The 25,837-nt window shown below is 58.5% G+C and carries 23 protein-coding genes and 1 pseudogene; 10 read left to right on the top strand and 14 right to left on the bottom strand.

Annotation, left to right across the window (positions count from 1 at the left end; translation table 11 throughout):
- Positions 1 to 131: 131 nt before the first annotated feature.
- Positions 132 to 320, top strand: a pseudogene (locus C9413_RS06040) (SMP-30/gluconolactonase/LRE family protein); the annotation flags it as partial.
- 163 nt (positions 321 to 483) lie between these two features.
- Here C9413_RS06040 and C9413_RS06035 read toward each other — a convergent pair.
- Both C9413_RS06035 and C9413_RS06030 read right to left on the bottom strand, forming a co-directional pair.
- Positions 484 to 1,932 (bottom strand): ATP-binding protein, encoded by a 1,449-nt coding sequence (locus C9413_RS06035; protein ID WP_040114906.1) that lies wholly within the window; start codon positions 1,930 to 1,932, stop codon positions 484 to 486.
- Positions 1,929 to 2,651 carry a response regulator gene (locus tag C9413_RS06030; RefSeq protein WP_040114905.1) on the bottom strand — a complete coding sequence of 241 codons (723 nt, stop codon included), beginning with the start codon at positions 2,649 to 2,651 and terminating at the stop codon, positions 1,929 to 1,931. The genes C9413_RS06035 and C9413_RS06030 overlap by 4 nt, the downstream gene beginning before the upstream one ends.
- Before the next feature lie 360 nt (positions 2,652 to 3,011).
- On the opposite strand from C9413_RS06030, the gene C9413_RS06025 reads away from it, so the two are divergent.
- From C9413_RS06025 to C9413_RS06010, 4 genes are all read left to right on the top strand, one after another.
- A complete protein-coding gene (locus C9413_RS06025; protein WP_246703703.1) occupies positions 3,012 to 3,395 on the top strand; it encodes a c-type cytochrome in 384 nt (127 codons plus the stop codon).
- Positions 3,396 to 3,770: 375 nt separating this feature from the next.
- Positions 3,771 to 4,241, top strand: coding sequence for a (2Fe-2S)-binding protein (locus C9413_RS06020; RefSeq protein WP_040114904.1), 471 nt, complete (start codon positions 3,771 to 3,773; stop codon positions 4,239 to 4,241).
- A 10-nt stretch (positions 4,242 to 4,251) separates the two neighbouring features.
- Positions 4,252 to 6,429: a molybdopterin cofactor-binding domain-containing protein gene (locus tag C9413_RS06015; RefSeq protein ID WP_246703702.1), complete on the top strand. Its 2,178-nt coding sequence runs from the start codon at positions 4,252 to 4,254 to the stop codon at positions 6,427 to 6,429.
- A 106-nt stretch (positions 6,430 to 6,535) separates the two neighbouring features.
- Positions 6,536 to 6,838, top strand: coding sequence for a hypothetical protein (locus C9413_RS06010; RefSeq protein ID WP_170250272.1), 303 nt, complete (start codon positions 6,536 to 6,538; stop codon positions 6,836 to 6,838).
- A 236-nt stretch (positions 6,839 to 7,074) separates the two neighbouring features.
- Here C9413_RS06010 and C9413_RS06005 read toward each other — a convergent pair whose 3' ends face one another.
- The 3 genes from C9413_RS06005 to C9413_RS05995 form a co-directional block, all read right to left on the bottom strand.
- A complete protein-coding gene (locus C9413_RS06005) occupies positions 7,075 to 10,470 on the bottom strand; it encodes an acyl-[ACP]--phospholipid O-acyltransferase (protein WP_040114900.1) in 3,396 nt (1,131 codons plus the stop codon).
- Positions 10,471 to 10,562: 92 nt separating this feature from the next.
- On the bottom strand, positions 10,563 to 10,844 hold the full coding sequence (locus tag C9413_RS06000) for a YiaA/YiaB family inner membrane protein (protein ID WP_028739465.1): 282 nt from the start codon (positions 10,842 to 10,844) through the stop codon (positions 10,563 to 10,565).
- Between the two features lie 32 nt (positions 10,845 to 10,876).
- On the bottom strand, positions 10,877 to 11,563 hold the full coding sequence (locus C9413_RS05995; RefSeq protein WP_040114899.1) for a PspA/IM30 family protein: 687 nt from the start codon (positions 11,561 to 11,563) through the stop codon (positions 10,877 to 10,879).
- Positions 11,564 to 11,669: 106 nt separating this feature from the next.
- Between C9413_RS05995 and C9413_RS05990 the strand changes: the two genes are divergently transcribed.
- Positions 11,670 to 12,287, top strand: coding sequence for a TetR/AcrR family transcriptional regulator (locus C9413_RS05990; protein WP_170250271.1), 618 nt, complete (start codon positions 11,670 to 11,672; stop codon positions 12,285 to 12,287).
- 462 nt (positions 12,288 to 12,749) lie between these two features.
- On the opposite strand, the gene C9413_RS05985 is transcribed toward C9413_RS05990, so the two are convergent.
- The 7 genes from C9413_RS05985 to C9413_RS05955 form a co-directional block, all read right to left on the bottom strand.
- Entirely contained in the window at positions 12,750 to 13,595 is an 846-nt protein-coding gene (locus tag C9413_RS05985) for a carbohydrate ABC transporter permease (RefSeq protein ID WP_040114897.1), read from the bottom strand.
- A gap of 6 nt (positions 13,596 to 13,601) precedes the next feature.
- A complete protein-coding gene (locus C9413_RS05980) occupies positions 13,602 to 14,540 on the bottom strand; it encodes a sugar ABC transporter permease (protein ID WP_040114896.1) in 939 nt (312 codons plus the stop codon).
- Positions 14,541 to 14,640: 100 nt separating this feature from the next.
- Positions 14,641 to 15,894 carry a sugar ABC transporter substrate-binding protein gene (locus C9413_RS05975; RefSeq protein ID WP_170250270.1) on the bottom strand — a complete coding sequence of 418 codons (1,254 nt, stop codon included), beginning with the start codon at positions 15,892 to 15,894 and terminating at the stop codon, positions 14,641 to 14,643.
- A gap of 420 nt (positions 15,895 to 16,314) precedes the next feature.
- On the bottom strand, positions 16,315 to 16,464 hold the full coding sequence (locus tag C9413_RS05970; protein WP_170250269.1) for a hypothetical protein: 150 nt from the start codon (positions 16,462 to 16,464) through the stop codon (positions 16,315 to 16,317).
- Between the two features lie 2 nt (positions 16,465 to 16,466).
- Positions 16,467 to 17,612, bottom strand: coding sequence for a sn-glycerol-3-phosphate ABC transporter ATP-binding protein UgpC (ugpC, locus tag C9413_RS05965; protein ID WP_040114894.1), 1,146 nt, complete (start codon positions 17,610 to 17,612; stop codon positions 16,467 to 16,469).
- 128 nt (positions 17,613 to 17,740) lie between these two features.
- A complete protein-coding gene (locus tag C9413_RS05960) occupies positions 17,741 to 18,676 on the bottom strand; it encodes a PfkB family carbohydrate kinase (RefSeq protein ID WP_040114893.1) in 936 nt (311 codons plus the stop codon).
- A gap of 3 nt (positions 18,677 to 18,679) precedes the next feature.
- Positions 18,680 to 19,480, bottom strand: coding sequence for a class I fructose-bisphosphate aldolase (locus tag C9413_RS05955; protein ID WP_022713937.1), 801 nt, complete (start codon positions 19,478 to 19,480; stop codon positions 18,680 to 18,682).
- A gap of 226 nt (positions 19,481 to 19,706) precedes the next feature.
- Here C9413_RS05955 and C9413_RS05950 point away from each other — a divergent pair, with 226 nt between their 5' ends.
- Positions 19,707 to 20,468, top strand: a complete 762-nt coding sequence (locus tag C9413_RS05950) for a DeoR/GlpR family DNA-binding transcription regulator (RefSeq protein WP_040116482.1) — start codon at positions 19,707 to 19,709, stop codon at positions 20,466 to 20,468.
- A gap of 156 nt (positions 20,469 to 20,624) precedes the next feature.
- A complete protein-coding gene (locus C9413_RS05945) occupies positions 20,625 to 21,659 on the top strand; it encodes a LacI family DNA-binding transcriptional regulator (protein WP_170250268.1) in 1,035 nt (344 codons plus the stop codon).
- On the opposite strand, the gene C9413_RS05940 is transcribed toward C9413_RS05945, so the two are convergent.
- Together C9413_RS05940 and C9413_RS05935 are read right to left on the bottom strand one after the other, a co-directional pair.
- Positions 21,647 to 22,600, bottom strand: a complete 954-nt coding sequence (locus C9413_RS05940; RefSeq protein ID WP_040114891.1) for an alpha/beta hydrolase — start codon at positions 22,598 to 22,600, stop codon at positions 21,647 to 21,649. The two genes, C9413_RS05945 and C9413_RS05940, sit on opposite strands and share 13 nt — an antisense overlap.
- A 9-nt stretch (positions 22,601 to 22,609) precedes the next feature.
- Positions 22,610 to 23,758, bottom strand: a complete 1,149-nt coding sequence (locus C9413_RS05935; RefSeq protein WP_040114890.1) for a Gfo/Idh/MocA family oxidoreductase — start codon at positions 23,756 to 23,758, stop codon at positions 22,610 to 22,612.
- A 409-nt stretch (positions 23,759 to 24,167) separates the two neighbouring features.
- On the opposite strand from C9413_RS05935, the gene C9413_RS05930 reads away from it, so the two are divergent.
- Positions 24,168 to 24,989: a sugar phosphate isomerase/epimerase gene (locus tag C9413_RS05930; RefSeq protein ID WP_040114889.1), complete on the top strand. Its 822-nt coding sequence runs from the start codon at positions 24,168 to 24,170 to the stop codon at positions 24,987 to 24,989.
- A gap of 10 nt (positions 24,990 to 24,999) precedes the next feature.
- On the top strand, positions 25,000 to 25,837 hold an 838-nt coding region (locus tag C9413_RS05925), incomplete at its 3' end, for a Gfo/Idh/MocA family oxidoreductase (RefSeq protein WP_246703701.1).

Genomic DNA, 25,837 nt, shown 5'->3' with positions numbered 1-25,837 from the left:
CCTCACAGCTAGAGGACTTAGGTCTGTTGCATCGTGGATGTTGTGACGTGTGTTTGAAAGCAGAAGACTGCATACGATATGCTCAGGCGTCTCGTGCGCTCGGAGTTATGTATACGGTACACACCGGAACCCTCTGGTCGAGCGCCGGTGATGGCGTGCATTGCTTCGACCCGACGGGCAAACTGATCGGCAAGATCCGCGTACCGCAAACCGTTGCGAACCTCACCTTCGGCGGGCCCAAACGCAACCGGCTGTTCATCGCAGCAACCCGCTCGCTCTATGCACTTTACGTCGCTGTGACCGGCTCTCAGCTGCCGTAGGATTGCCTTGGGGGATTTGACCGAAAGACCCGTCATTTCCCGATGACGATGGCCGACCGGATCGTCGTATTGCGAGATGGTTACCTCGAGCAGGTTGGATCGCCGCGCTCGATGAACGACCAGCCAACCTGTTCGGCGGCGACTGCTCCCTTACCCATCGACTTCAACCAGACATCACCTTGGGCAGAGAGACAGACGCCCGCAACCCCGGCCACTTCTGCGCCGGCCGATTCTGGGAAAGTACGATGTCCCCACCGTGGTGGCGGACGATGGCTCGGGCAATCGAAAGCCCCAGCCCGACGCCGCCAGTCTCGCGGCTGCGCGACTGCTCGAGGCGGAAGAAGGGCGCGAACACCTGTTCGGTTGCATTTTCGGGAATGCCGGGGCCGTCGTCCTCGACGACGATGTCGATCGTCGTAGGCGTATGAAAGAGATGAACCTTGGCCGCGCCGCCATAACGGACCGCGTTTTCGACCAAGTTGCGGATGGCCCGGCGCAGGCCTTCGGGGCGGCAGCGATAGTTGATCTTGGTGCCTTCGGAAAATTCCACGTTCTGCCCTATTTCCGCAAGGTCGTCGCAAAGGCTTCCGACAAGCGCGTTGAGCTCGATCGTCCTGGTTTCCTCGACGGTCGCCTCTCCTCGTGCAAACGCAAGCGTCGCCTCCGTCATGGTCTGGATTTCGTCGATCGTCGCCAGCATCCGTTGCTGTACGTCGGGATCCGAAACGAATTCGGCGCGCAAACGCAAGGATGTGAGCGGCGTGCGCAGGTCATGGCTGATCGCCGCAAGCATGCGCATCCGATCCTCAACGAAACGATGCAGCCGGGACTGCATCCGATTGAACGCCTCCGCTGTCTGGCGGATGTCGTCGGGGCCGGATTCGGGCAGCTTCTCCACGGTCTCGCCCCGCCCAAGAGCCTCGGCGGCCGAGGCAAGCCCTCGCAGCGGCCGGGTAATGCGATTGGCGGTGAAGACACCGATGATCGAAAGAACAATCGCCGTTATCCCGAGCGAGAACAGCGATTGCGTGTTCCAGAGCGTGCTCGGCATCACCTTGTGATAGGCGGAATTCAACCAGCTGCCGTCGCTGAGCCGGACGGCAAGCCCCATTCCGTTCGTTTGATCGAAATAGAGGAACTTCGCCGGATGCGGCAGGGACCATGGTCCAGACGCCAAGGTGGTCCAGTCATCGGAAGCGTTTGCAGCCGCGAAGAGGCCGTGTTCATAGCCAAGCTTCGCTGGCAGGTCCCTCGGCTGCACCTGCCAGTTCCGACGCGAGTCGGGCAAGTTCGGCAATGGTTTTGCAAGCTGTGCTACTGCCACCGTGCGCCATTGGTCCGCATCGGCCGGATCGTCGGCGGAAATCCAGAAGCGCGAGTAGCCTGTTCCACTGGCAAGCAGGACGTCCCGGCGAAGAGGAACAGGCAGGGATTCGAGCAGCCTCGCAAGAGATGCGGTGCGGCTGAAGAACTCACCCTTGGCGGCCGCCCGCAGGGCCTTGTCGCGCTCGTCCCAAGAGATAAGGAATGCAAGGGCCTGCGATATAACGAGCGCAAGCAGCATGAAGCCGATGAACTGGGCAGCAAGGCTCCTTTTCCACCATCGCGTCATCCGGATGCCACCTCCGCAGAAAAGCTGTAGCCGCCACCCCAATGGGTCTTGATGATGGCGGGATTTTTCGGATCGAACTCGATCTTCTTGCGCAACCGGCTGACTTGGTTGTCGATGCTGCGATCGAAAAAATCGGCGGTGCGGCCGACCGTCAGATCGAGAAGCTGATCTCGGCTGAGGACGAGGCCCGGATGTTCCAGGAAGGCCTTTAGCAAGCGAAACTCCGCGGTGCTGAGCGCGATACCGACGCCGTCCTCGCCGATGAGTTCCCGGCGCCCGACATCGAGCCGCCATTGATCGAAGGTCACGGTTTTCGCCTTGATCGTCTCGCGCTGCTGCGGTGGCAGGCTATTGACCCTGCGCAGCACCGCCCTGATGCGCGCCAGAAGCTCCCGCGGGTTGAAGGGCTTGGTGAGATAGTCGTCGGCGCCGAGCTCCAGCCCGATGATGCGGTCGGTATCGTCCGCCATCGCTGTCAGGAATATGATCGGTATCTCCAGTGTGCCACGCAGCTGGCGACAGACTGACAGACCATCCTCGCCCGGCATCATGACATCGAGAACGATCAGGTCCGGGGCGCCGCGTTCGACGATTCGCCGCAGTGCCGCGCCGCTATCGGCAACGCTGACGTGGTAGCCCTGCTGGGAAAGATACTTGCCGACAAGGTCACGGATGTCCCGGTGATCGTCTACGACGACGATATGGGGTGCCGATTGCATGGAGCGCCTCGCGCATGGAATGAAGACATGAACGCAATATAAAATGACGGAAAAATCCCGGCATCTCCAAAAGTGTATCAAAGTTTGTCAAAACCAGCGATCCGGTTACCTGGCGAATTGCTCGCCCTTCCAAGGTTTAGCCTGAACTGGCGCATCCGTCTTCGGTCCGGCCCCAGGCGCGTATGGATGCATATCCGGACGGCTTGAGACATTTCGCGACAATTTTCCTGACCGTCTGGCACATCTCTGCGACAAACCGCCCCTAGCCTGCAAGCGTCGAAACGATCTGCAGCGAAGCAGCCGTTCATCTGCATCCGGGCAGTCCCAACGATACAAGACGCAATGACGTGAGGATTTTCGATGAAACCAATCTGTCTCGGTTCAATGCTGGTGTTCTCGCTATCGCTCGCCGGCCAGTGCCTGGCGCAGGAGCCGGTCAATCCGGAGGGCGAAAGGCTGTTCCGCACCCGCTGCGGCACCTGCCACAGTGTCAACAGCGGCGAAAACCGGATGGGACCGCATCTTTCCGGCCTTCTCGGCCGGTCGGCGGGAACCATCGAAGGCGCACGCTATTCGAAAGCGCTCGGCGGGTCTGGCATCGTCTGGGACGAGGAGAGGCTGCAAGCCTTTCTCGCCAATCCGCGGCAGGTCGTTCCCGGCACGACGATGACCGCCAGCATTCGTGACGAGGCGCAGCGATCGGCGATCATCGCCTATCTGCGAAGCCTTTCCGCCGCCAACTAGGGCGCATGCGCCAGGCGGGGAAAAGACGGAGCGAAAGCTCCGGTAGCAGCCAGAGATCGGGACCGTCCGTCTCAGGCAATTCAAACTTCAACCAGAAGTGAGGCATCCATGAAGAATTTTCTTATCGCATTCGCAGCCTCCGTCGGCCTTCTTGCGGCGGCAGGCACTGCCTCGGCTCAAGGGTCCGGTTGCACGCGGCTCCAGTCCGCCAGCTCGCAATCGCAGCCAGTTCCCCCGGCCGACCAGTCCGGATCGGACGCGCAACGCAACGCCGGCTGACCGGATACCACACCTGCATCCTGATCGAGCGGCGCGCGATGGCGGGTAAAACCGCCATCGCATCTGGGACTTTCTTTCAAGAGATTGGAGCATGTCATGGTTCAACTCACCATTAACGGCGTGGCCCGCGATATCGACGTGGATCCGGAAACGCCTCTTTTGTGGGTCTTGCGTGAACAGGCCGGCCTGACCGGCACGAAGTTCGGCTGTGGCATTGCGCAATGCGGCGCATGCACAGTGCATATCGACGGCGTCGCCTCGCGCTCCTGTGCTATGCCGGTCAGCGCGATTGACGCAAACCAGGAGATCGTCACGATCGAAGGGCTTTCCCCGGATGGCTCCCATCCGGTCCAACAGGCATGGCTCGCGCTTGACGTGCCGCAATGCGGCTACTGTCAGGCCGGAATGATCATGGCGGCCACCGCTCTGCTGAATACGACCCCTGATCCGACGGATGACGATATCAACGCGGAAATCACCAATATCTGCCGCTGCGGCACCTATAACCGGGTGCGGGCTGCGATCAAGCTTGCCGCTGCAAACAGCAGTGCCGCGCAGAAAGGCTGAGGGTAGAACGATGAATGATGTGGTCACGCTATCACGCCGCAAGTTTCTCATCGGCACGGCCGTGGCGGCCGGCGGATTTTCACTAGGCTTTCAGATTCCACTGTCGGCAAATGCCGAGCAGGCGGCATCGGATATATTGCCAGAAGTCAATGCATGGGTTCTGATCCATCCCGACGACACCGTCGTCATCCGTATCGCCCGCTCGGAAATGGGACAAGGCACGCTCACGGGACTGGCGCAGCTAGTCGTGGAAGAGCTCGAATGCGACTGGTCCAAGGTTACGACCGAATATCCAACGCCCGGGGAGAGCCTTCGACGCGAGCGCGTCTGGGGCAGTTTCTCGACCGGGGGCAGTCAGGGGATTCGCGGCTCTCACGAATACGTCAGGCAGGGCGGAGCCGCCGCACGCGAAATGCTCATTGCAGCCGCCGCCAGTACCTGGAATGTCCCGAGTTCGGAATGCACGGTCCAGAACGGCATCATCACTCATCCCGCTTCCGGGCGTACGACGTCGTATGGCGCCGTGGCGGCGCTTGCCACACAGATGCCGGTTCCAAGCACTATCGCGCTCAAGGACCCGAAGGACTGGAAGATTGCCGGCAAGCCGCTTCCGCGGCTCGATACTGCCGACAAGCTCACCGGACGGCAGATCTATGGCGCCGATGTGCAACTGCCCGGAATGCTGAACGCCGCGGTGAAGGCCTGCCCTGCGTTCGGTGGCAAGATTGCAAGTTTCGATGCCGCCGCCGTCGCGGCGAGGCCAGGCGTGCGCAAGGTCGTGCAGGTCGATGAGGCAACCGTGGCCGTGGTTGCCGAGACGTGGTGGCAGGCGCAATCGGCGCTCAACGCGTTGCCGGTCGTCTGGGACGATGGTCCGAACACCGCCGTCACCAGTGCCTCCATCGCCGCAATGCTCGCCGAAGGCCTCGATGCCGACGATGCCTTCGTTGGCACTTCGATCGGCGACGCGCCCGCAGCACTTGAGGGAGCAGCGCGGGTCGTCACGGCAACCTATTCCTTCCCCTATCAGGCCCATGCCACGATGGAACCGATGAACGCGACGGCGCGATATACGCCAGACAAGTGCGAGGTGTGGGTGCCGACGCAAAACGGCGAAAGCAGCCTTGTCAACGTGGCGGAAGCCTCCGGCCTGCCGATCGGACAATGCGAGGTCCACAAGCTGCACCTCGGCGGCGGCTTTGGCCGGCGCGGCGCCACCGAATCCTACGTCCGCCAGGCGGTCCCGCTCGCCAAGGAGTGTGCGGGCACGCCGGTCAAGCTCATCTGGTCGCGCGAGGAGGACATGCTGCACGGCTCCTATCACCCGACGACGCAGTGCAGAATGCGGGCCGCGCTTGATGCCGACGGCAATCTGACGGCGCTTCACATGCGCATCAGCGGTCAGTCCATCCTCTCCTCGCTCCGTCCCCAGATGTTTCGCGAGAACGGTCACGATCCGATCGTGTTCCAGGGGCTGAACGCCAGCGGCAGCGAAGGTGTCTTCGGCTACACCGTCGCAAATCTCCTCATCGACCATGCCATGCGCAATCCTCCAGTACCGCCCGGATTTTGGCGTGGCGTGAACCTCAACCAGAATGCCTTCTACGTGGAAACCTTCTTGGACGAGCTTGCTGATGCGGCCGGGATTGATCCCCTGGATTTCCGCCGGAAGCTGATGGCCAACCATCCGAAACATCTGGCGGTTCTGGAAGCCGTTGCCGAGCGCATCGGCTGGGAAACGCCGGCGCCGCAGGGCATATACCGTGGCCTGGCGCAGATCATGGGTTTTGCCAGCTATGTCGCCGCCGCTGCGGAAATCTCCATCACCGACGGTCAGTTGAAGATCCACCGCATCGTCGCCGCAACAGATCCCGGTCATATCGTCAACCCCGCCCAGGCCGAACGCCAGGTCGAAGGGTCCTTCGTTTACGGTCTCTCCGCCTGCCTCTACGGCGAATGCACCATCAATGGCGGCCGCGTCGAACAGGAGAATTTCGACACCTACGAGGTGATGCGGATGGAGCAGATGCCGGCGGTCGAGACGATCATCATGCCTTCAGGCGGCTTCTGGGGCGGCGTTGGCGAGCCGACCATCGCCGTCGCCGGACCGGCCGTTCTGAACGCCGTCTTCGCCGCTACCGGCAAACGGATCCGGCAACTGCCGTTCAAGAACAATAACCCTTCATGAACAAGGCGAGATGCAGCCATTTATAGGCAAAAGCGGGTTCCGCAACGAATGCCTGGCGGCCCTCCTTGCGGAGCCTTACCCCTAGAACCAACCAAGCGAGTTTGTCATGCACGACGAAGACAGAGATCAAGAGCCGGACTATCTGGAAGAGCATCTGGACCGCCGTCGGCATGCTATATCCGACTACTTCGTTGGCCTCGCACTTTTCGTATTCTCCATTCTGGCGATGGCGATAGGCCTGGAATCCGCGCCGGCGCGCACAACTTCGGCCTCCGACCAACCCCTGTCGGCATTGGTCATCGCGAGACCCGCAACGCTCTGCATCGACGACAGGAGCTCGGAGGCAATGAGATTGCGCCATGTTCCGGGCCGGAACATCAACACGTTACTTGCCCCTCGCAAAGTTTAGTGGAGATTGGTTGCAATCCGCTGGCGACACGGCAGATAGCAGCGTGTTGCGTCTCGGTATAGCGTTTCACCCCACCGGTGCGTTGAACATTGATCCCGACAGCACTTAGATCTGCAATCGAACAGATGAGATGTCCTGCCTCCGGCAGTCGATGCTCTGCGCCGAAAGGGGCGAACTTCCGTGCATATTCACACACCATTTGCGCTTCGCCGATCTGTACACGCCTTGTGTGAGCTTCACGCAGCGTGCTGCGGTGGATTCAAATTTTGGACAATCTTGCTCGCTGCAAGAAAATCCACCTTTCCCGACCCCAGCACCGGCACTTTGCCGATTTTGATTTCCGCAGGAACCATCATATCCATCGCTCCCCTGGATTTGGCAAAGGCCGCGAATTCGGCGCGAGTAGCGTTTGGCGCATCTGTCAGCAGCACCAGTCGCTCACCCTTCTTTGCATCCGGAATAGATGAAACGACCGAAAGGGCGCCGGCCCACAACTGGCCGGCAAGCGCCTCGACGGCAGCGAGGGAAATCATCTCGCCGCCGATCTTGGCGAAGCGCTTCGCGCGGCCACGGATCCTGACGAAGCCATCATCGTCGATTGTGACAATGTCGCCCGTGTCATGCCAACCATCACGGAGCAATTCGATGACGCCAGGGTTCTCAGCGCGGAGATAGCCGGCCATGACATTGGCGCCGCGGATGAAAAGGCGACCACCCTCATCGATACCCGGGACCGGCTCGAGTTTCCACTGCATTCCGGGCATGATCTTGCCGACGGTGCCTGAGCGGTTGAACATTGGCGTATTGAGGGAGATTACGGGCGCCGTCTCGGTAACACCGTAGCCTTCAAGGATACGCAGGCCGAACTTCTCCATATAGGTCTCGCGGGTGGATTGTTTGACAGGCTCGGCACCCGAAAAGATGTAGCGGATCGATCGGAAGTCATACGGGTGCGCAGTTCGGGCATAGCCGTTCAGGAAAGTATCGGTCCCAAAAATGATGGTCGCGTTGGAAGTGTAGATCAGTTCCGGCACGACGCGGTAGTGAAGTGGCGACGGATAGAAATATACCGGAACGCCCGAGACCAATGGCAGAACGGTCCCCGCCGTCAGACCAAATGAATGAAACACCGGCAAGATATTGAAGACTTTATCCCCGGAATGGAAGTCGATGCGCGAGGCCGCCTGGGCGGCGTTTGACAGAATATTGCGATGGGTGAGAACAACACCCTTCGGCGTTCCCTCCGAACCAGATGTGAACAGGATCACGGCGGCATCATCGGCCGTGCGCTTGACCAGCGGCGCGTACCTGTTGAGGAAGCCCCGAACTTTGTCCACGACGGTAACTGTCGTGCGCAGTTCGTCGAGCCAGACGATCTTCATCTCTTTTTCGAGCTCGGTGAACACGGGACCAAGCTTGCCCTGCTCGACGAAGGCACGTGAAGAAAGAACCTGCTTTACCTCTGCCGCCCTGCACGCTGACAAGATATTGGCGGCGCCGGCAGTGAAGTTCAACATCGCCGGAACCTTGCCCGCTGACATCACAGCGAGAACCGTCGTAGCAGTGCCATTGGCGTTTGGAAGCAGGACGCCAAGCGTCTGTTCATCGGGGAACAACGACTTGAACTTGGCCCCCAGAACCGCCGCGCCGGTGAGAAGCTTGGCATAGGAGAGCTGGCCGCTAATCGGATCCTCGACTGCAAGTTTTCCCCCACCTCTTTCCAAAGCTGTTTCGATGATACGGTCCAGGACCGTCAGATTGGTGTCCGTCGTACGGAACATCAACATCGACATGACCTGATACAGGGCTGCGCCTGCGGCGACACGGCGCTTGCGACCCTTGATGTCTGCGGGAACGTCGAGCTTCACCGGCTCGAGGATTGTCACTTTGACCTTAGGAAAGAGGCGACGGCGAACTTGGCCAGCCGAAAGGCGCGAGAAGTAGCTCTTCTCGAGCCCGTCGATACGGACGGGCACGATCATCGATCCTGTCTTGTCGGCAACCATAGCCGCGCCGTCGTAGACCTTCATCAGCGTCCCGGTCACCGTCAGGCGCCCCTCGGGAAAAATGCCGATCGCATTGCCCTCGTTGACAATCTTGATGAGCGAACGTGTCGCCATCGGCTTCGTCGGATCGAGCGGAAGGAATTTGCACATCCTCAGGAAAGGGCGAACCCACCAAGCCTGAGCAATCTTGTAATCGACGGCGAAAACAGGCTCTTCCTCAGTTATTGCAAGCGCCAGAGCTCCATCAAGAAAGCTCACATGATTGAGCGCGATGATCGGCGCCCGACCAGCCTTCTTGATGTTCTCCAGACCTTCCACCTCAAGGCGCAGGAAGGCACGGAACAATATGGAAATGAAATCACGGAATGGATTGGTGGGTAGCGTCTTCAACATCATCCAGGCAACGCCGACATTGATGAGCGAAAGGCCTAGGATGATCATCGGAACGGAGACACCAACGGCTTGCAAGATCGCGACCAGCGCGAGGCCGGTTGTGATAAATAACGCGGACAAAACGTTCGCAGCTCCGATCACACGGGCACGGCGGGCTTCGTTTGCCCACGCCTGCATCGCCGCGAACGTCGGCACGGCCATGAATGCGCCCCCAATAGCCATACCGGTGAGATCGAGCGCCACGCGCATGGTCTTTGTGCCGGCAAAGAAGGCGGTGATGGTTTCAGCATGAGAGGCGGACTGCAGGCCCCACAGGTTCCAGGCGAGATCTATTCCGAAGAGTGCCACTATGACGGTGCCGACTGGTGCCGGCAGCAAGACGACGCGGCCTGCCGACATCCAGCCGGCGATCGCTGAACCGACTGCAATGGAAATCGCGAAAACGGCAAGATAGGCGGGGACGACGATCTCCGAACCGCCAAGGATTTCCGTAACCATGAAGGGCAGCATCGACATGACGAATGCGCCAACGAACCAGAACCAGCAATTCATTAGCGCCGAGCGCCAGATCCGCTTGTCTTCCCGCAGTTCATTGACGAGTGTGACGCTCGAGCGGAAGACATTCCTGTCGATAACGAGGTTGGGCGCTTTTGAACCCGTCGCGGGGATCATGCGAGCGGCGAACCAGCAAAGTACCGAAAGCCCCATCATCATCGGTCCGAACACCCAGACATTCTCGCCGTTCGTGAAGGCAAGCGCTGCAACGATCGTGCCCGTCAAGATGGCTATGAAGGTGCCGCCCTCGATCCACGCGTTGGCCTTTGGCAAGTCCTTGCGTTCGAGATGATCGGGAAGAATGCCGTACTTAATCGGGCCGAAGAGCGACGAGATAACCCCGAATCCGAAAAGAGCCAGCATAAGGACCCAGATCGACGACAGCGCGATACCGATGACGGAGATCGCCGCGACTGCGATCTCGCAACGCTTGAGGATTTCGGCCATCTGCGCCTTGTCATATTTGTCGGCAAGCTCGCCGCCCGGCGCCGAAAGAAGCAGGAACGGAATGATAAAAATTCCGCCAGCGAGCGTCACGAGCCAAGCTCCCTCGGCGGCCATCTGCGCAAGGATCAGGAAGATAAGCGTCTGCTTCAGGAAATTGTCGTTGAAGGCCGAGAGAAACTGCGTCCAGAATAACGGCGCGAACTTCCTCGATGTCATAAGATTGCCGTGCATGGCTGTTTCCCCGTTAGATCGCAAGAGAAAGCCACAGAGTTGTTACGCAAAAATTGTGGACAGAAACAACTCTGTGATGTGGTTAAGAAGTCTTAGCTTTCGTTGCCACGATTGAAGTTGACGAGGAGCTTTTCAGTCTTGGCGTCCTCGATCTTGCGGATCAACTTCTCCGACTCGGCGTTGTCGCGCAGCGTCTTGGTGATGTTCACCGTCGTTTGCACCAGCATCAGTATGCCCATGGCGAGATAGCCTTTGCCCCAGAGGTCGAGCGGCATCATGTAAAGGCCGGCTGCAAGCATGAAAGCTGCCGTGCCGAAGGAGATGTATGAAAAGCTGACCCAGCTGGAGGAATGCTTCTGAAAACTGTCGTTCATCGTCGTGGTCCTTCTGTTAAGTGAAGTGCGTATCAGGCAGCGTTGTTGATACGAGTGCGGAGCCTCGCCAACACATCATCAGCCGATGACCGCAACAGCGCACCACAGTCGGCATTGGCAAGCTTCTCGATGATCCCGGCAGCGCCAGGCGCGCTGTCCATCTCCTTAAGCACAGAGGTAATCGTATCGTTCTGGTTTTGGCGAGCGCGAAGGCGCGCAAGGGTCTCCTCAGCCTCGTCGAGTGTGGCAAGACCAGATCCGGCAGCGGCGAGATCAAGTTTCTGGGCTTGTTCCGTTGCACGGGCGAGCCGCTCGCCGCGCTGCAGATCCTGCAATCGCGCTTCAGCGGCACGCACGATCCCCTTCAGCTTGGCAATCGCAGTTGTGAATTGGGCTTGGGCCTTTTCTGACGCATCCCGCTCGGCTTCGAGATAAGCGATCGCGCCGGCCGCTTCGCGGGCAAGACCCTCACTGCCTTTTTCCAATGCGGCAAGAGTGCGCGTTTCGAGATCAGTGATCCGGGACAGGATCATCGTGTGTTGGCTCTTTTCCTGCTCATTTTGTGCAATTGCCACCGCCACTGCGCGGCGGGCACACTGGATGGCGTGAGCCGCATCGCGAGTTTGCTGGCTGAGCAGAGGAATGGCGTTACGGTCGGCAAAAGCACGTTCGGCATCATGCGCCCTGCCCCGCAGCAGTGTGACAATTAAGTTGAACATTTCGAATCTCCCATTTATGAACGTTGTTCACGAAGGTGTTTTGTCACAACCTTGAACGTTGTTCAAGCTTTTTTCGAACAACGTTCACGAATGAGATGGGGTGGTTATGGCCGGTCGAAGAGAACAAAAACGCGAGGACCTGAAGGCGCGGTTAATCGAGGCCGCACGCAACAGGATAGCCAACGAAGGGCTAGCAAACTTGCGTGCACGCGACGTCACGCAGGATGCCGGTTGTGCGTTGGGAGGTCTTTATACGGTCTTTGCTGACCTCAACGAGCTCATTATCCAGGTCAACTCCTCAACGCTTAAAGCTCTGGAGGAATCGCTGGCTCTCGCGGAAGTCAAGAACCGCACCCCCGCCGATCGACTGCGCAATCTGGCGCAGGGATATCTTAGGTTTGCGCTTGCTCATCGCAATCTGTGGAAAGCCCTGTTCGATCACTATCCGCCCGAAGGCAGCCCGACGCCCCAGTGGCATCTCGATGAACATCTGTTCCTGATGGACGTGATCGCTGAGCCCCTCGCCGACCTGCAGCCGGATATGTCTACAGAGGATAGGGCGATTCGTGCTCGCACGTTGTTCGGGGCGGTGCATGGGGTGGGCAGCATCAGCCTGGAAGCGCGCTTCGTCGGCTTGCCGTCTGATAGGCTAGAACGCGAACTCGATGAATTCGTCCTGACCATCGCGGCTGGGGCGGGCGCAGGACGGGCGCCGCCGGCATGACGGGAATGTTGTTTTGAGAACGCTGCGTAATTGTTCCAACCAGGTCAGATGTCTCGCTCACCTCGCCTGCCATTTGGCGGTACCCCATGATGAGCCCGGAACGGAAAGGCGTTTCAAATCACAGCGGAACTCAATACGCCGACATCCGCGACCGTCCGGTCGGAGGTTAAAACAACACGCGAATGTGGGGCAGATCGGGATGCCCACTCAATTTGATTGACGTTGTTTAAGAAGGGCGAGATTTTTTCGGGCGGCGCTACCACCAGCCGTCGATACCGCACCCAAACCGAGCCATCATCCTTCCGCCTGGGAATCACGCCGTCAAGCGGTCGTTGTGAATAGGCGTCAAGCAATGACCCCCGCCACCTCAGCAAAAACAATTGTTTCATCTTCGAACCGGCGCCGAGACCCCATGCCGATTCCCAAACAGTAAAACATTGCTCCCGCCCGGCTGCACGCCTGCTAGCTCTTTACCGATCCGGCTGCCATGCCCGCAAGGAAGTAGCGCTGGGCGATCAGATACAGGAGCAAGAGCGGGAGTGATCCTAACACGCTCATCGCCATCATCTCGTTCCATTCGAAGGCATGTTGGCCCATAAGCAACTCGATACCAATAGGAACAGTCCGCATATCCATCGACTTCGTCAAAGTCAGAGCGAAGAGGAATTCGTTCCATGCCAACAGAAACGTGTAGACCGCGGTCGCGACGATGCCAGGCACTGACAGTGGGATGATTACACGCCACAGCGCCGTCCAACTTGACCCTCCATCGACGAGCACCGCCTCATCAAGCTCCCTTGGCAGGGTATTGAGGTAGCCGGTCATCAGAAGGATCGCATAAGGCAGGGTGAAGACCATGTACGTCAAAATCAGCGCAAAATAGGTGTTGAAAATGCCGAAGGCGACGACCATCCCGAAATACGGGATCAAAAGCGTGATCGGCGGCACGGTCTGCGTACTGATGATGAACACGTTCAGCGTATTCTTGAACCGAAATGAATACCGGCTAAAGCCATAGGCCGTCAGAATGGCGATCAGCAACGTCAGAAGTGTTACCACTCCCGCGACGAGATAGCTGTTGAGGAAGAAGCGGATCTTCGCTGGGTCGTTGAAGATCGAGAGGTAGGCGACGTTCGTGAAATGGTCGGGCAGCAGCCGCGGCGGCAGGGCAAAGATCTCGGTGTTTGACTTCAAGGAAGTGAAAAACATCCACAGGATCGGAAAGCCCGCGAAGACCAGACCAACAGCGAGCCCGAGATATGTCAGCAGCGTCGGTAGTATGGTGCGACTGAGAGAACGCTTTGCCATTGCCGGTCACCTGGCCTTCTGATGTTTGATGTAGAAATATGTGGCACCCATCGAGATGATCAGAATGAAGATTGCGCTCGCCGAGGCGCGGGAGAATTCGTAACTCGAAAACGCAAGTTTGTAGGTGTAGGTGCTAAGCACCTCGGTTGCGTAGATCGGACCGCCTCCCGTCGTCATCCACACGAGCGGAAAGACCTGCATTGTCCAGATGAAATCCAGTAAGGCAATGCTGATGATAATCGGCATCAGTTGCGGGATCGTGATGTAGCGGAATTTCTGGAACTCGTTAGCACCATCAATGCCGGCGGCCTCGTAGAGATCCTTGGGGATGCCCTGAAGACCCGCGAGAAGACTCACCATATAGAGCGGGTATCCCGCCCAGATGTTCGCGAAGGTCAAGGCGTGCAGCGCGGTTTTCGTCGAAGAGAACCACTCGACCTTGAAGTTAATGATATGCAGCGTCATCAGGATGCTGTTGATGACCCCATTGGGATCCAGGAGCAGTCGCCAGATGATGGCGATGATCACCGCTGTGAAGAGCCACGGCATAATGTAGAGAACCCGCAGGATGCTTCTGATCAACGGATCGACACGTTGGCTGTTTAGCAAAAGGGCGAAGGCCAGACCAATCAGAAGATGGAAGATGACGCTCATCACCGTGAAGTAGAGTGTCTGCCCGACAGACTGCCAGAAAACCGGATCGTTGAAGATCGTCACATAGTTCTGCAATCCGACGAAAGCCGCGTCCTTTTTCGTGATCGCGCCGTCCATCAGCGAATAGCGCAGGACGGTGATCATGGGAAACAGCATCAGAAGGCAGAATAGAAACGTCGCCGGGGCAACATAGAAGAAGGGAACAAGCCTCTTTCTCGTCTTGTAAGACAGCATGCCACGCTTGCGCGTTCTGGCTTGAGTCCGGATCATAGTTTCTGTGGCGAGGCTCATGAGATGTGAATTCCGCCTATCGTGAAACGCATCAATTCGTCCTGACGCAGCGGCAGCGCGATAGACTCTATCACGCTACCGATGATTGTCGGTGGCGTCCTTACTTGTCGAATTCGACCAACCACTGCTTTTGAGTGTTGGCGGCCGCCTCCTTAGCGGTTTGCTGACCGTCGAACATTTTTTGAACTTCAACGTTCATCTGCCGCATGAGATCTTCGGCCACCGGCAGTCCGACGAATTCGTTGGCCAGTTTCCCACTTTGAAATATCTTGAAGGCTTCTTCAAACAGCGGGTCCGATTTCGAGAAATCGGGTTTGGCGTGGATATTGCCCGGGAAGGCATTGGCGACCGACACGAGACGGCTGTTCACTTCGGGGCTCATCAAATATTCAACGAGCTTCCACGCTTCTGCCTTGTGTTCGCTTTTGTCGCTGATGCCGATACCCCAGGAAGCATAGGGCAGTCCACGTTTGCCGGTATAACCGTCGACAGCTGGAAGGGCGGAGATGCCGAACTTGAGATTGGGGTTTCGCTGGCGGATGAGATTGATGTGAGCGAGTGAATCGATCATCATACCCACGCGGCCATTGACGAATTCTTCGACCTTGTCCTGTTCCTTCTTGGCAAAAATACCAGGCGCGATGACGCCGGCGTCCTGCAGCGACTTGATATATTCAAGTGTCCCGACCACAGAGGCGTTTTCGAGATCTGGCTTGCCATCCTTCAGCATGGATGCTCCGGATGCCCAGACCCACGACATCACGTCATTCTGGATACCGCCGGGATTTTGCAACGAAAGCGGTAGCACCCAACCGTATTGGTTCTTGTCCGCATTGGTCATCTTCTTCGCCGCATCGGCGAATTCTGTCCGGTTCGTCGGCGTCTTGTCGACGCCGGCGGCCTTTGCCAGATCGAGGTTGACGAAGACCGGGTAGACGAACGAGGCAAGCGGGAACATGACGCTTTGCCCGTTGACCTTGATAATATCGGCGATCTGGCTCTGATCATATTTGGCGTCAGCCATCAGGCTGTCCATCGAAGCGATTGCGCCCTGCTTTGCCAAGCCGTTGACCCATGCTCCGTCAAGGCCGACGACATCGCTGAGTGTCCCCGACGCAGCACCAACGACGATCTGATCATGGGTGGCAGAATAAGGGCCGCTGACGAGCGTCACTTTGATGCCGGGGTTTGCGGCCTCGAAATCGTCCATGATGCTGCGCAAAGCACCGGCGGGCATTTCGGGCTCCCACCATTGAATGAACTCTAGATTGGGCTGAGCAAAGGGGCAGGTGGCGCATAGCGCCCAGACCGCCACAGCGGACTGAGCCGCCATGATATATCTTCTGACGTTCATGTTTCCCTCCCATAGAAACGATATTCTGCTCGATCCTCCCGATCGAGACCAAAGTAGGTTCCTTTCGGGGTCTAGCTGTCAATGAAGAACTGTCATCGGAACAAGCCGGCAGGCCACAGGGAGAAACAAAAAGCCAATAAGGCATTGAATAATCTGGCCTTTGCCCATGGAACCCGAAACGCTTTTTTCTAACCTGTACGTTCCTCGTGTCGCATTTTTTCTTTACTTTCGTAAACAAATGAAAGCCACCCCGCCCAAAGGAAAACAAATGAAAGCCCCGTTGATCGAACAAAGGCGAGGTTCAGCGGGGAAGCGTACGCGTCGTCGACATCGCAAAAATGCCTTCGACCAGCTGATCGTGATCAGATGCGCTCGGGTTACCATCGAGCAGCACAGAAGGACCGACTTCCAGCTGCAAAGTCACAGGGTTCCAAGACGGCGTGAGATATTGGGATCTCTATGCCGGACATGCCAAGCCGCTTGGCGTTGGGCGAAGAGCTTGGCGGCGCCGTTGCGGGCAACGAGCAGGCATTCGATCTTGCGGCCAATCATGTCCGTATCGCGGATCATGCTTAGATTGCCAAATGCGTTTGTGGATCGAAGAAGTGTAACTTGGCCGCATCGATCGCCAGATCGATCATTGCGCCCGGCTGGACCGAGCTGACGGCTTCGAATTTCGCCACGGCGTTTGCCGCACCGCTTAAATCCTCGACGGCATCGGGGTCGCCGGAGTCGATACGGACCGCTTCGATATTCAAATGAACGATCAGTTCGGACCCCAATTCCTCGATCGATCTTACAGCGGCCGGGATCGTCTCGTAGCGTGATGCCGATGCCAGGCTGCTGTCGTAAAGGTCTTCCGGGCGGATGCCGAAGATGATCGTCTTGCCCTCGAACGTCGCCAGACCGGGAGAGCGCTCGAATGCGGTCGTCGGCACCGGTATCGAAAAGGTGGGCAGATTGATCCTGCCGCTCTGCAAACGGCCTTCGAACAGGTTCATGGACGGTGAGCCGATGAAACCCGCGACGAAGGCGTTGACTGGCCGACTATACAATGTCTTTGGCGTGTCGACCTGCTGAAGGACGCCGCCCTTCAAGACCGCAACCCGGTCGCCCATGGTCAAGGCTTCGGTCTGATCGTGCGTTACATAGATTGTCGTCACGCCGAGCTGTCTTTGCAGGCTGACGATTTCGGCCCGCATCTGCACGCGCAACTTGGCATCGAGATTTGACAGGGGCTCGTCCATGAGAAAGGCCGCCGGTTCCCGCACCATTGCGCGTCCCATGGCGACCCGCTGGCGTTGACCGCCGGAAAGCGCCGCCGGTTTGCTGTCGAGCAGCGTGTGCAACTGAAGCGTCTTTGCTATTTCATGGACCCGCTTGGTGCGCTCTTCCTTGCTTTTCCCTGCAAGCTTCATCGAGAAGGCAATGTTGTCGAACACTGTCATATGCGGATACAGGGCATAGTTCTGGAAGACCATCGCTATATCCCGGTCTTTCGGCGCGAGATCCTCGACATTCTCCCCGCCGATGCTCAGGGTCCCGCTGCTGATTTCCTCCAACCCCGCGATCATGCGCAACGCCGTCGATTTTCCGCATCCCGAAGGGCCCACGAGGATAAGGAACTCGCCATCATTTATCGTCAGGCTAAGATCCTTGATTGCGTGGAATTTCGTTCCGAAGGTCTTGCAAATCTTGTCCAGTACAACAACAGCCACGGCACTTCCTCCCTACTATCACCGCCATCGAAACCTCCGGACAGCCCTCCCGGCGCGACCGCAGATCGAACCGAACCGTCATCTGCGCAGCGCTGTTGCGATCTCCAGGTCACCAGTCTAGTGAACGCTCAGCCTGGCGCGGCAATCGGTCTGGGCACGGGCGCATTATCCTTCGCCATCCACGCGACACAGGCGCTTTGATCTGGCAGGGCCATACGGCCACCCGGGCCGGTCACGGAGATCGCCGCTGCGGCAGTTGCGTAAACGGCGCAAGCGACAGGCTGCTTTCCCTGCGTAAGGGCAAAGGCATAGGCGCCGTGAAAGCAATCTCCGGCGCCGGTCGTGTCGACCGCTTTGACCTTGTAGGCCGGGACATGCCACAAAACGGCATCTCCCGTCTGCTTGATATAAGATCCTCGTTCGCCGTCGGTGAGAACGACTGCGGTACGGTCATCAGACCACAGCTTGCGCAGGATCAACGTCGGGTCGGTCTCGCAAGAATAAATCTGAGCAAATTTCAATGGCAATACCAGGTGATTGGATAAGCTCACTAACCGTTCGGTTGCAGGCCCGATCGCCCATTCAATGTCTGCCACCACCGCCAAGCCCAGCTTGCGGGCGCGCGCAACAACCATATCGGCGCTGACGGCATAGCCGTCGATCAACAGCACCTGGGCCTGCGCAAGGGTGCTATCGGTCAGCGCATCGGAGGTTCCGTGCGGCACATCATCGTCATAGGCGATAAACCTGTCGCCTTCAGGTCCGACCGTGATCACGGAACGTATGGGCCTGGCATCTGGGCGACGCGGCGCAAAGGATATATCGACTCCGTGCCGCTCAAGCTCGCGGGCGCTGACATCGGCGAGGGGATCATTCAACCAACCGATGAAACCGGCCCGCCCTCCCAGCTTTGCGACCGCTACAAGGGCCGTCGCTACATTGCCGCCGTGGTCCTGAGTGCGATTTATCACCTTCCCTTTGCCGGCACTCAGCGGTCGGTCGACGTAGATGATATCGTCGATCGCCAAGGCCCCAAAGCCCAGAACCTGAAGGTTGCGTGTCACCGTTCAACCGCCCGCGGCCGCGAGCGCCTCTTGCGGGGCCATACCACCGTGAATGACGAGCTTGAAGGCGCGCGCTGCCATCGTCGTGTCGCCGTGGCCCCAAAGGTTTCGCCCCACCACGGCACCCTTTGCCCCGGCGCGCAAGGCATCGGAGGTCTGTGTCAGGGCTCCGAGCAGATTATCCGCCTTCGGACCGCCCGCGATAACGATGGGAACCGGGCAAGTGGCGACGGTCTCTTGGAACGAAGCGAAGTCCCCGGTGTATCCGACCTTGATCACGTCGACGCCGGTCTCAAACCCGATCCGCACAGCATAGGCGATTTCGTCGGGAGTGAATACGATCTTGCCGCCGTCGGAATAATCGCGGGGATAGACATGCGCAACGACCGGCATTTCAAAGCGAGCAGCAGCGTTGACGGTATCGGTAAGCCAGCGAATGTATTCGCCTTCGGTATTGCCGCGCACCGGAATGGCAACTGCCAAAGCATCGGCACCGTAGCGCACGGCATCCTCAGGGGTCGCGATCAACTGACGGATTCGATCGTCCGGCGTAAAGCAGCCGGCTTGAATAACCAGCGCCGCCTTGCCGGCATAGGCCGGCCACAAGTGACGGGCCGCCCCAGGCTGAATGCTGATATAGTCCGGCTCTCCGGCCATCACCCGCTTCAGGGCGCCCGGCAGATCCGCAAGACCGCCCTCGCGGACATTGCCATAGCCAACGAAGTGGTCGACGGCGCCGCCGAACAAATGCCCCGACGGATGAGAAAACAGCCGTGACAGGCGAATTTTGGTTCCAAGACCCATATCAATGCCGTCCTTTAAGGTTTGATTTCGGAGACCCTAACTCGAAAGTAAACGAATACTCAATATTTCGATTTCTTTCGTTTTGATTTAAGTTTACGATTGTGCGCGCTGACGTATGCCAGTGCCGGCCTTTCTCTCGTCCTTTGAACAGTGCGGTCGACTGCGCATTTTCGAATTTCGAAAGATCGGCACCGCAACCGTTCGGAAGCCAATTCGGGGCTCACACATGCTTGCAGAACAACGTCGACATCAGATTATGCTGGAACTTCAGCGTACCGGCCAAGCGCGCACCAGCCAGCTGGCGGAAAATTTCGGCGTGTCTGAAGTGACCATCCGATCCGACCTGGAAATTCTGGACGCCAAGAAGCAGCTCATCAAGACACATGGCGGTGCGATAGCTTTGCCGGCCAGTTCGCCCGCGGCAGCCTTCGAAGAACGTATGAACCGCAATTTCGATGCCAAACGACGTATCGCTCAGATGGCGGCACGCCAGATCATCGACAACCAGTCTGTGGTGTTTGACAGCGGTTCGACGCTGCTGCAGGTCGCCATGCAAATGCCGCCGGTCAACAATGTCGTGGTGGCCACAACCGCCATGAATATTGCGCAGCATCTGATGTATCGGCCAGGCTTGGACGTGCACATGATAGGGGGGCGGGTCTTTCCCAGCACTGTCAGCACGATTGTCTCAGATTCAGACAAGGCCGTGGGTGGTCTTGTTGCCCACCAGGCGTTTCTCAGCGCTCACGCAATCGATCACTCATTTGATGTCGTCGACGTCTCGGAAGACATTGCACGGACCAAACGCAATCTGGTCCGTATGGCGAGACGCGTGATCCTTGTGGCGGATTCCAGCAAGTGGGATATTGGCGCCTCATCGAAGGCATTTTCGCTTTCACGGGTCGATTTGATTATCACCGATACTGGCATGCCGCATGGGATTCGCAGTCGATTGGACAAGCTGGGAGTCGAAGTCCGCTATGTATAGAGGGCGACTACGCTGTCGATTGTGCTTTATGTAACAAAAAATTTTGCGCATGCGATATTGTCAGGCTACAAGGGAGTTCAAAAGCTCTCACACTGACTGCCTTTGCGACATCAGCTGACGCAGATGTTCCTTGGCGCAGTGCAACCAGAATTATCAATGGATAAGATGACGATCAAAACCATGGACGATTTCGCACGGTCCTGCGGCGTTTCTCGTCCAACGCTTTCGAGGTATTTCGATAGCCCGAGCAGCGTAAAGCCGGTGACGCGCAAACGCATCGAGGACGCGCTGTCGGCATCAGACTACCGTCCCAATCTCTATGCCCGCAACCTCAATCGCAAGAGGACGCGGAACATTGGCATTCTCGTGCCTGTCATAACGGATCCATTCTATGCCGAAATGGTCAACCGTCTGGAATTACTCGTCCGCGGCGAAGGATACTGGCCAATCGTAATCTCGTCCCACGGCTTGCCAGATCTGGAAGCCGAGGCTGTGAACACATTGTTGTCATTGAAGGCTGCTGGCGCGATCATCGCGCCTCTAGGCCTCGCTTCCGAGCCTGGAATCTTCGAAAAGCTTCGGGAGAGCATTCCCATTGTCTACTTCGATACGTTCATCGAAGGCAACACGCCGTTCATTGGCAACAACAACGCCCAAAGCGTTGCGACAATTGTCGATTATCTTTGTCGATCGGGCGCGCCGCCTGCATATTTCGACATTCCGCATGTCAATCATAATTCCGGGGAGCGGCTGGCAAGCTATCTCGCCACGATGGAGTCGCTTGGATTTGAACCGGTCGTGGTTGGCGACACTGAGAGTTACAGCTGGAACTTCGAACATATGGGGTATGAGCAGACCGATGCGATGATCACGGCCGGTACGCTCCCGGCCACGACAATTCTTTGCGCGAACGATCGCCTCGCCTTCGGCGCGATGGCAGCCGCCCATGCGCGCGGCCTCCGCGTCGGCCGAAGGAGCGATAGGGATCTTCGCATCGCCGCCCATGACGACCATCCCCTCAGCCGCTACACTTGCCCGCCATTAACGACAATGGCACAGGACTTCACCTCCATGGCGCGCAGCAGCGTCGACACGCTGCTTTCCATGCTGGACGAATCCGATGATTGCGCACAGGTCATTGCCCGAAGAATCATATTCGACGGTACATTGGTGATGCGTCAGTCGGCGTGATCGACAAGGCTGCGCCATCCGGCAACTGCCTCTTCCACCGCCTGCCGCGCCGCCGGAATGTGCCGTCCCATGGAAACGAAGCCATGAATCTGATCCTGCCAACGCCGCAAGATTACGGGTATACCCGCCTCGGTAAGCCGGCTGGCATAGGCCTCGCCTTCGTCTGCGAGGATATCATGGCCCGCAATCGCGATGAAGGCCGGCGGCACACCCGCGACATTCTCGACGATCAGGGGAGACACGCGCCAATCACCAATATCAGCCGCATCGCGGACGTAATGATCCCGGAACCAACGCATCGTCGAGGTGGTCAAACCGTATCCTTCCGAAAACCTCACATAGCTGTCGGCTGTCTGTCGGGCATCGGTGTTCGGATAGAGCAGAAGTTGCGCCGAGATTTTCCGCGCAGCGCCATCTCGCGACAGAAGTGATAAGACGGCGGCCAGGTTGCCGCCGGCGCTATCGCCCGCGACCGCGATCCGGTCAGGATCGATACCAAGCCAACTTGCCTGCTCCACCACATGGGCAAGAGCCGATACGCAGTCCTCCAAGCCCGCCGGGAACTTGTGCTCCGGCGCCAGCCGATAGTCGGGGCAAAATACAATACAGGCACCGATATTTGCAAACCACCGGCAAATCTCGTCATGCGATTCAAGCGTGCCGACAACCCAGCCGCCCCCATGAAGGTAGAGAAGCGCCGGCGCATCCGCGATCGGAGCACCCACGCCGCGATAGATCCGGAGCGGGATCGGGCCGCCCGTCCCAACGACGGTCCTGTCCTCGATGGCGGCAACCAGTTCGCGATCGCCCTGCAATGTCAGGCAACCGGCGTTATAGGCAGCGCGCGCCTCCTTCGCTGTCCCGAGTTCAAAGGGTGACTGGTTGGCGGCGCGACCGAGTGCCAGGACATGCGCGGCGTCGGGATCCACTCGATGTTTCATCGCTTCACCTCAAGCGAGCAGGCTGCGGGCCTCATCTTCGCCGAGCAACGGTGGTCGCGCAACTGTGCCCGCAACCACAATCGCGCTCCGGCTCTCGCTGGATGCCAGGGTCGCTTCCATGATCTCGAGAACATGAAGCGCTAAATCGCCGGAGGCGCGCGGCGCCCTGCCATCGCCAAGCGCGCGGACGAGATCGGCAACGCCCAGCATGCGATAATTGGCGCGCTCGGGAGCGTTATACGGCCAGTTCGGGGCGCCATACAACTCGCCCTCGCTTTCGAAATTCTTCCATTCGGCACCGCGCTCGGAGAGCGAAACTGTTCCGCCGAAGGTATCAGGATCGGGCAAGCGCAACGAACCTTCCGTGCCGTGCAATTCGATCGGATGATTGGAGTGACGAAAGACATCCCACGACACACCGAAATTCACCGTCGCACCCGACTGAAACTCGAGAAGCGAAAGCACGCTAGTCGGCGTCCCAACCTTGAACGTGGAGTTCTTGAAGGGGCCGTCAGCGGTGATCAACCGCTCTTCTTGGCCTTTCGTCGCCATCGCCATGACGCTTTTCACCGGGCCGAGCAGATTGACGAGCATCGTCAGATAATAGGGCCCCATGTCAAAGAGCGGGCCGCCGCCGGGCTGATAGTAGAATTGCGGATTGGGGTGCCAATGCTCCATTCCGCGCCCAAACATGAAGGCTGTGCCGCTGACCGGGCGGCCAATCGCACCTGCATCCATCAGGCTTCGCGCACGGCGGCCGGCAGCGCCGAGGAATGTATCGGGAGCAGAACCCAACAAAAGGCTCCGACTTCTGGCTTCGGCCACAAGCTTGCGGCCCTCGGCAGCCGTCGTGGCGAGCGGCTTTTCGGTGAAGACGTGCTTGCCCGCAGAAAGCGCCGACATCGTCACGTCGAAATGGACGGCCGGGATCGTGAGGTTCACGACAAGGTCGACTTCGGGGTCGGCCAATAGCGCATCGACCTCCATTGCACGGATGCCGTATTCCTTCGCCCTCAGCGCCGACATGTCGGTTGAGATGTCGGCACATACCCTCAATTCGACTCCGGCAAACAGGGCAGCATTGCGCAGATAGGTCATCGAGATATTGCCGCAGCCGACAACCCCGATTCCGAGCTTGGTTCCCAAATATGCTTTCATAAATTGGCCTCCCCCGCCAATTCAGATATTCGATTATCGAGGGCATCGCTGCCACGAACAGGCGCCATAGAAACATTTTATTTCTTGACGCGCGATAATTTTTTATAAAACATGCGGAAATGGAGATCCGGCAGTCCTATGCGGCTCGCCGGCGAGGTCGGCGTTACTAAACTGAGAGGGCAACGAACGTCGCCTGGCGAGCGCGGAGAGCAGGTTGCGGGCAGTGCTTTGCAGTGAACATCCAGCTCTTGGTGGGTTTGGATTTCTGGCATGGTGGACACATCAGATTTCGCTTTCAGAGCGTGGGGTTTCGCCCCCATTCTCACCCATCATGCCGATAGCACCGGCCATCCCGGTACAGCAGCTTATCATCGAAGGTCTGAGGCGGGACGAGATCAAGGAATAGGGCATGAGTATCAACGACCTGAAAGTTGGCTGCCAGACGTTCACGTGGGAAATGCTCGGGAAAAACTGGAATGGCGGTCCGGACGATCTGCTGGAAGCCATTGCCGAGGGCGGCTACGCAGGCATCGAGATTACCGACACGATGATCGGCCACTACGCAGATAGTCCCAATGATTTCGCCGCGAGCCTTCACAAACATGGCCTGACGCTGGTCGCTTTCGCGATGGGCTCAAAAAGCGGCTTCACGGTCAGGGAAGAGATCGAGAACGACCTCAGGACCACACAGCGCTGGATCGATTTCGCGGCCGTCTTTTCCGGCGCCCTCGTTTCGATCGGCTCGGCGACAGTGGTCTGCGAAGGACCACGGAAGGCAAAATTCGAGATCGCCGCGGAGTTCTACAATCGGGCTGGCGAACTGGGTAAAGCTTCGGGCGTGGATATCGCCCTGCATCCCAGTTCGCACCACAACACACTTCTGTTCGACCGTGCCGATTATGACCGGATCTTCTCGCTTATTGACAAGAACCTGGTCGGCTGGGTGCCGGATACCGGCCATATCCTGCGCGGCCATGGGGACGTGATCGATACGCTGCGGACCTATCAGGACCGGATCTGCTACCTGCATCTTAAGGATGTCGATGCGAACGGCAAATGGGCCATGCTTGGCAAGGGGGTCTGCGATACGCCCGCCGTGATCGACATCGTCGCTGCGGCACCGCGCTTCAATGGCTGGCTGGTACTGGAAGAGGAATCGGACGCAGCCGCCGCTGACCCTGCCACTGCCGTCAGGACGAACCGTGAAACGATGCGCCGCTACGGCGCCTGAGGAAGAAGTCATGATCCGCAAGGAAGACCGTCGGCTGCGTGTGGGCGTGCTCGGCTGCGGCCCGATCGCACAGTTCGCCCATCTCGAATCCTGCGCGAAGGCCAGGAATGCCGACCTTTATGCAATTTGTGATGCAGCACCCGACCTGCTTGCGCGCATGGGCGCGACATATGAACCTCAAAAGATGTATGCCGATTATGACGCAATGCTGGCCGATCCGGAGCTTGAAGCCGTCATCATCGCCACATCAGACGCCTATCACGTGCCGATGTCGATCAGGGCGCTCGATGCTGGGAAACATGTGCTCTGCGAGAAGCCCACGGGTGTGACGATCGAGGCGGGCCAGGCGCTCGCCGACGCCGTCAAGCGATCCGGCAAGGTGCTGCAGGTCGGTCACATGAAGCGTTTCGACCCAGCACTGGAGGCTGCACGGGATTTTGTCCGTGACGATATCGGCGAGATTTTCGCGCTGAAAGCCTGGTACTGCGACTCCACCCACCGCTACACAAATACCGACGCGGTCCAGCCACTGCCGATCACCAGCAAGTTCGCCAGAAAACCCGCCGGAAATCCGAAGGCTGACCTGCGCCAGTATTTCATGCTGGCGCATGGCTCGCATCTCGTCGATACCGCCCGTTTCCTTTGTGGCGGGGTCGCCGCAGGCCGCGCCCCCCCCCCCCCGCGGCACCCCCCCACCCATATGGGGGGGGTGCGCCCCCCCCCCCGCCATAATAGAAGAACGCGAAGACGACGAACGGCACCGAAAACAGTGCGGCTATCAGCCTGTATCTGGACGACAGGTCCGCCTCCTCCCCTTCCTGCCTCCTCTCTTGGGAGGCATACCCGAC

It is taken from the genome of Rhizobium sp. SEMIA 4085, assembly GCF_013004495.1.
In the GTDB taxonomy this organism is placed as follows: Bacteria; Pseudomonadota; Alphaproteobacteria; order Rhizobiales; family Rhizobiaceae; genus Rhizobium; species Rhizobium gallicum.
Note: the sequence above shows the minus strand (reverse complement) of the source record. Positions and strands in the feature narration are given on the sequence as shown.

Bases quoted from the DNA above. Each gene is read 5' to 3' on its own strand.
- C9413_RS06035 (WP_040114906.1), bottom strand. From the start codon at position 1,932: ATGACGCGATGGTGGAAAAGGAGCCTTGCTGCCCAGTTCATCGGCTTC.
- C9413_RS06030 (WP_040114905.1), bottom strand. From the start codon at position 2,651: ATGCAATCGGCACCCCATATCGTCGTCGTAGACGATCACCGGGACATC.
- C9413_RS06025 (WP_246703703.1), top strand. From the start codon at position 3,012: ATGAAACCAATCTGTCTCGGTTCAATGCTGGTGTTCTCGCTATCGCTC.
- C9413_RS06020 (WP_040114904.1), top strand. From the start codon at position 3,771: ATGGTTCAACTCACCATTAACGGCGTGGCCCGCGATATCGACGTGGAT.
- C9413_RS06015 (WP_246703702.1), top strand. From the start codon at position 4,252: ATGAATGATGTGGTCACGCTATCACGCCGCAAGTTTCTCATCGGCACG.
- C9413_RS06010 (WP_170250272.1), top strand. From the start codon at position 6,536: ATGCACGACGAAGACAGAGATCAAGAGCCGGACTATCTGGAAGAGCAT.
- C9413_RS06005 (WP_040114900.1), bottom strand. From the start codon at position 10,470: ATGCACGGCAATCTTATGACATCGAGGAAGTTCGCGCCGTTATTCTGG.
- C9413_RS06000 (WP_028739465.1), bottom strand. From the start codon at position 10,844: ATGAACGACAGTTTTCAGAAGCATTCCTCCAGCTGGGTCAGCTTTTCA.
- C9413_RS05995 (WP_040114899.1), bottom strand. From the start codon at position 11,563: ATGTTCAACTTAATTGTCACACTGCTGCGGGGCAGGGCGCATGATGCC.
- C9413_RS05990 (WP_170250271.1), top strand. From the start codon at position 11,670: ATGGCCGGTCGAAGAGAACAAAAACGCGAGGACCTGAAGGCGCGGTTA.
- C9413_RS05985 (WP_040114897.1), bottom strand. From the start codon at position 13,595: ATGGCAAAGCGTTCTCTCAGTCGCACCATACTACCGACGCTGCTGACA.
- C9413_RS05980 (WP_040114896.1), bottom strand. From the start codon at position 14,540: ATGAGCCTCGCCACAGAAACTATGATCCGGACTCAAGCCAGAACGCGC.
- C9413_RS05975 (WP_170250270.1), bottom strand. From the start codon at position 15,894: ATGAACGTCAGAAGATATATCATGGCGGCTCAGTCCGCTGTGGCGGTC.
- C9413_RS05970 (WP_170250269.1), bottom strand. From the start codon at position 16,464: ATGATCCGCGATACGGACATGATTGGCCGCAAGATCGAATGCCTGCTC.
- C9413_RS05955 (WP_022713937.1), bottom strand. From the start codon at position 19,480: ATGGGTCTTGGAACCAAAATTCGCCTGTCACGGCTGTTTTCTCATCCG.
- C9413_RS05950 (WP_040116482.1), top strand. From the start codon at position 19,707: ATGCTTGCAGAACAACGTCGACATCAGATTATGCTGGAACTTCAGCGT.
- C9413_RS05945 (WP_170250268.1), top strand. From the start codon at position 20,625: ATGGATAAGATGACGATCAAAACCATGGACGATTTCGCACGGTCCTGC.
- C9413_RS05940 (WP_040114891.1), bottom strand. From the start codon at position 22,600: ATGAAACATCGAGTGGATCCCGACGCCGCGCATGTCCTGGCACTCGGT.
- C9413_RS05935 (WP_040114890.1), bottom strand. From the start codon at position 23,758: ATGAAAGCATATTTGGGAACCAAGCTCGGAATCGGGGTTGTCGGCTGC.
- C9413_RS05930 (WP_040114889.1), top strand. From the start codon at position 24,168: ATGAGTATCAACGACCTGAAAGTTGGCTGCCAGACGTTCACGTGGGAA.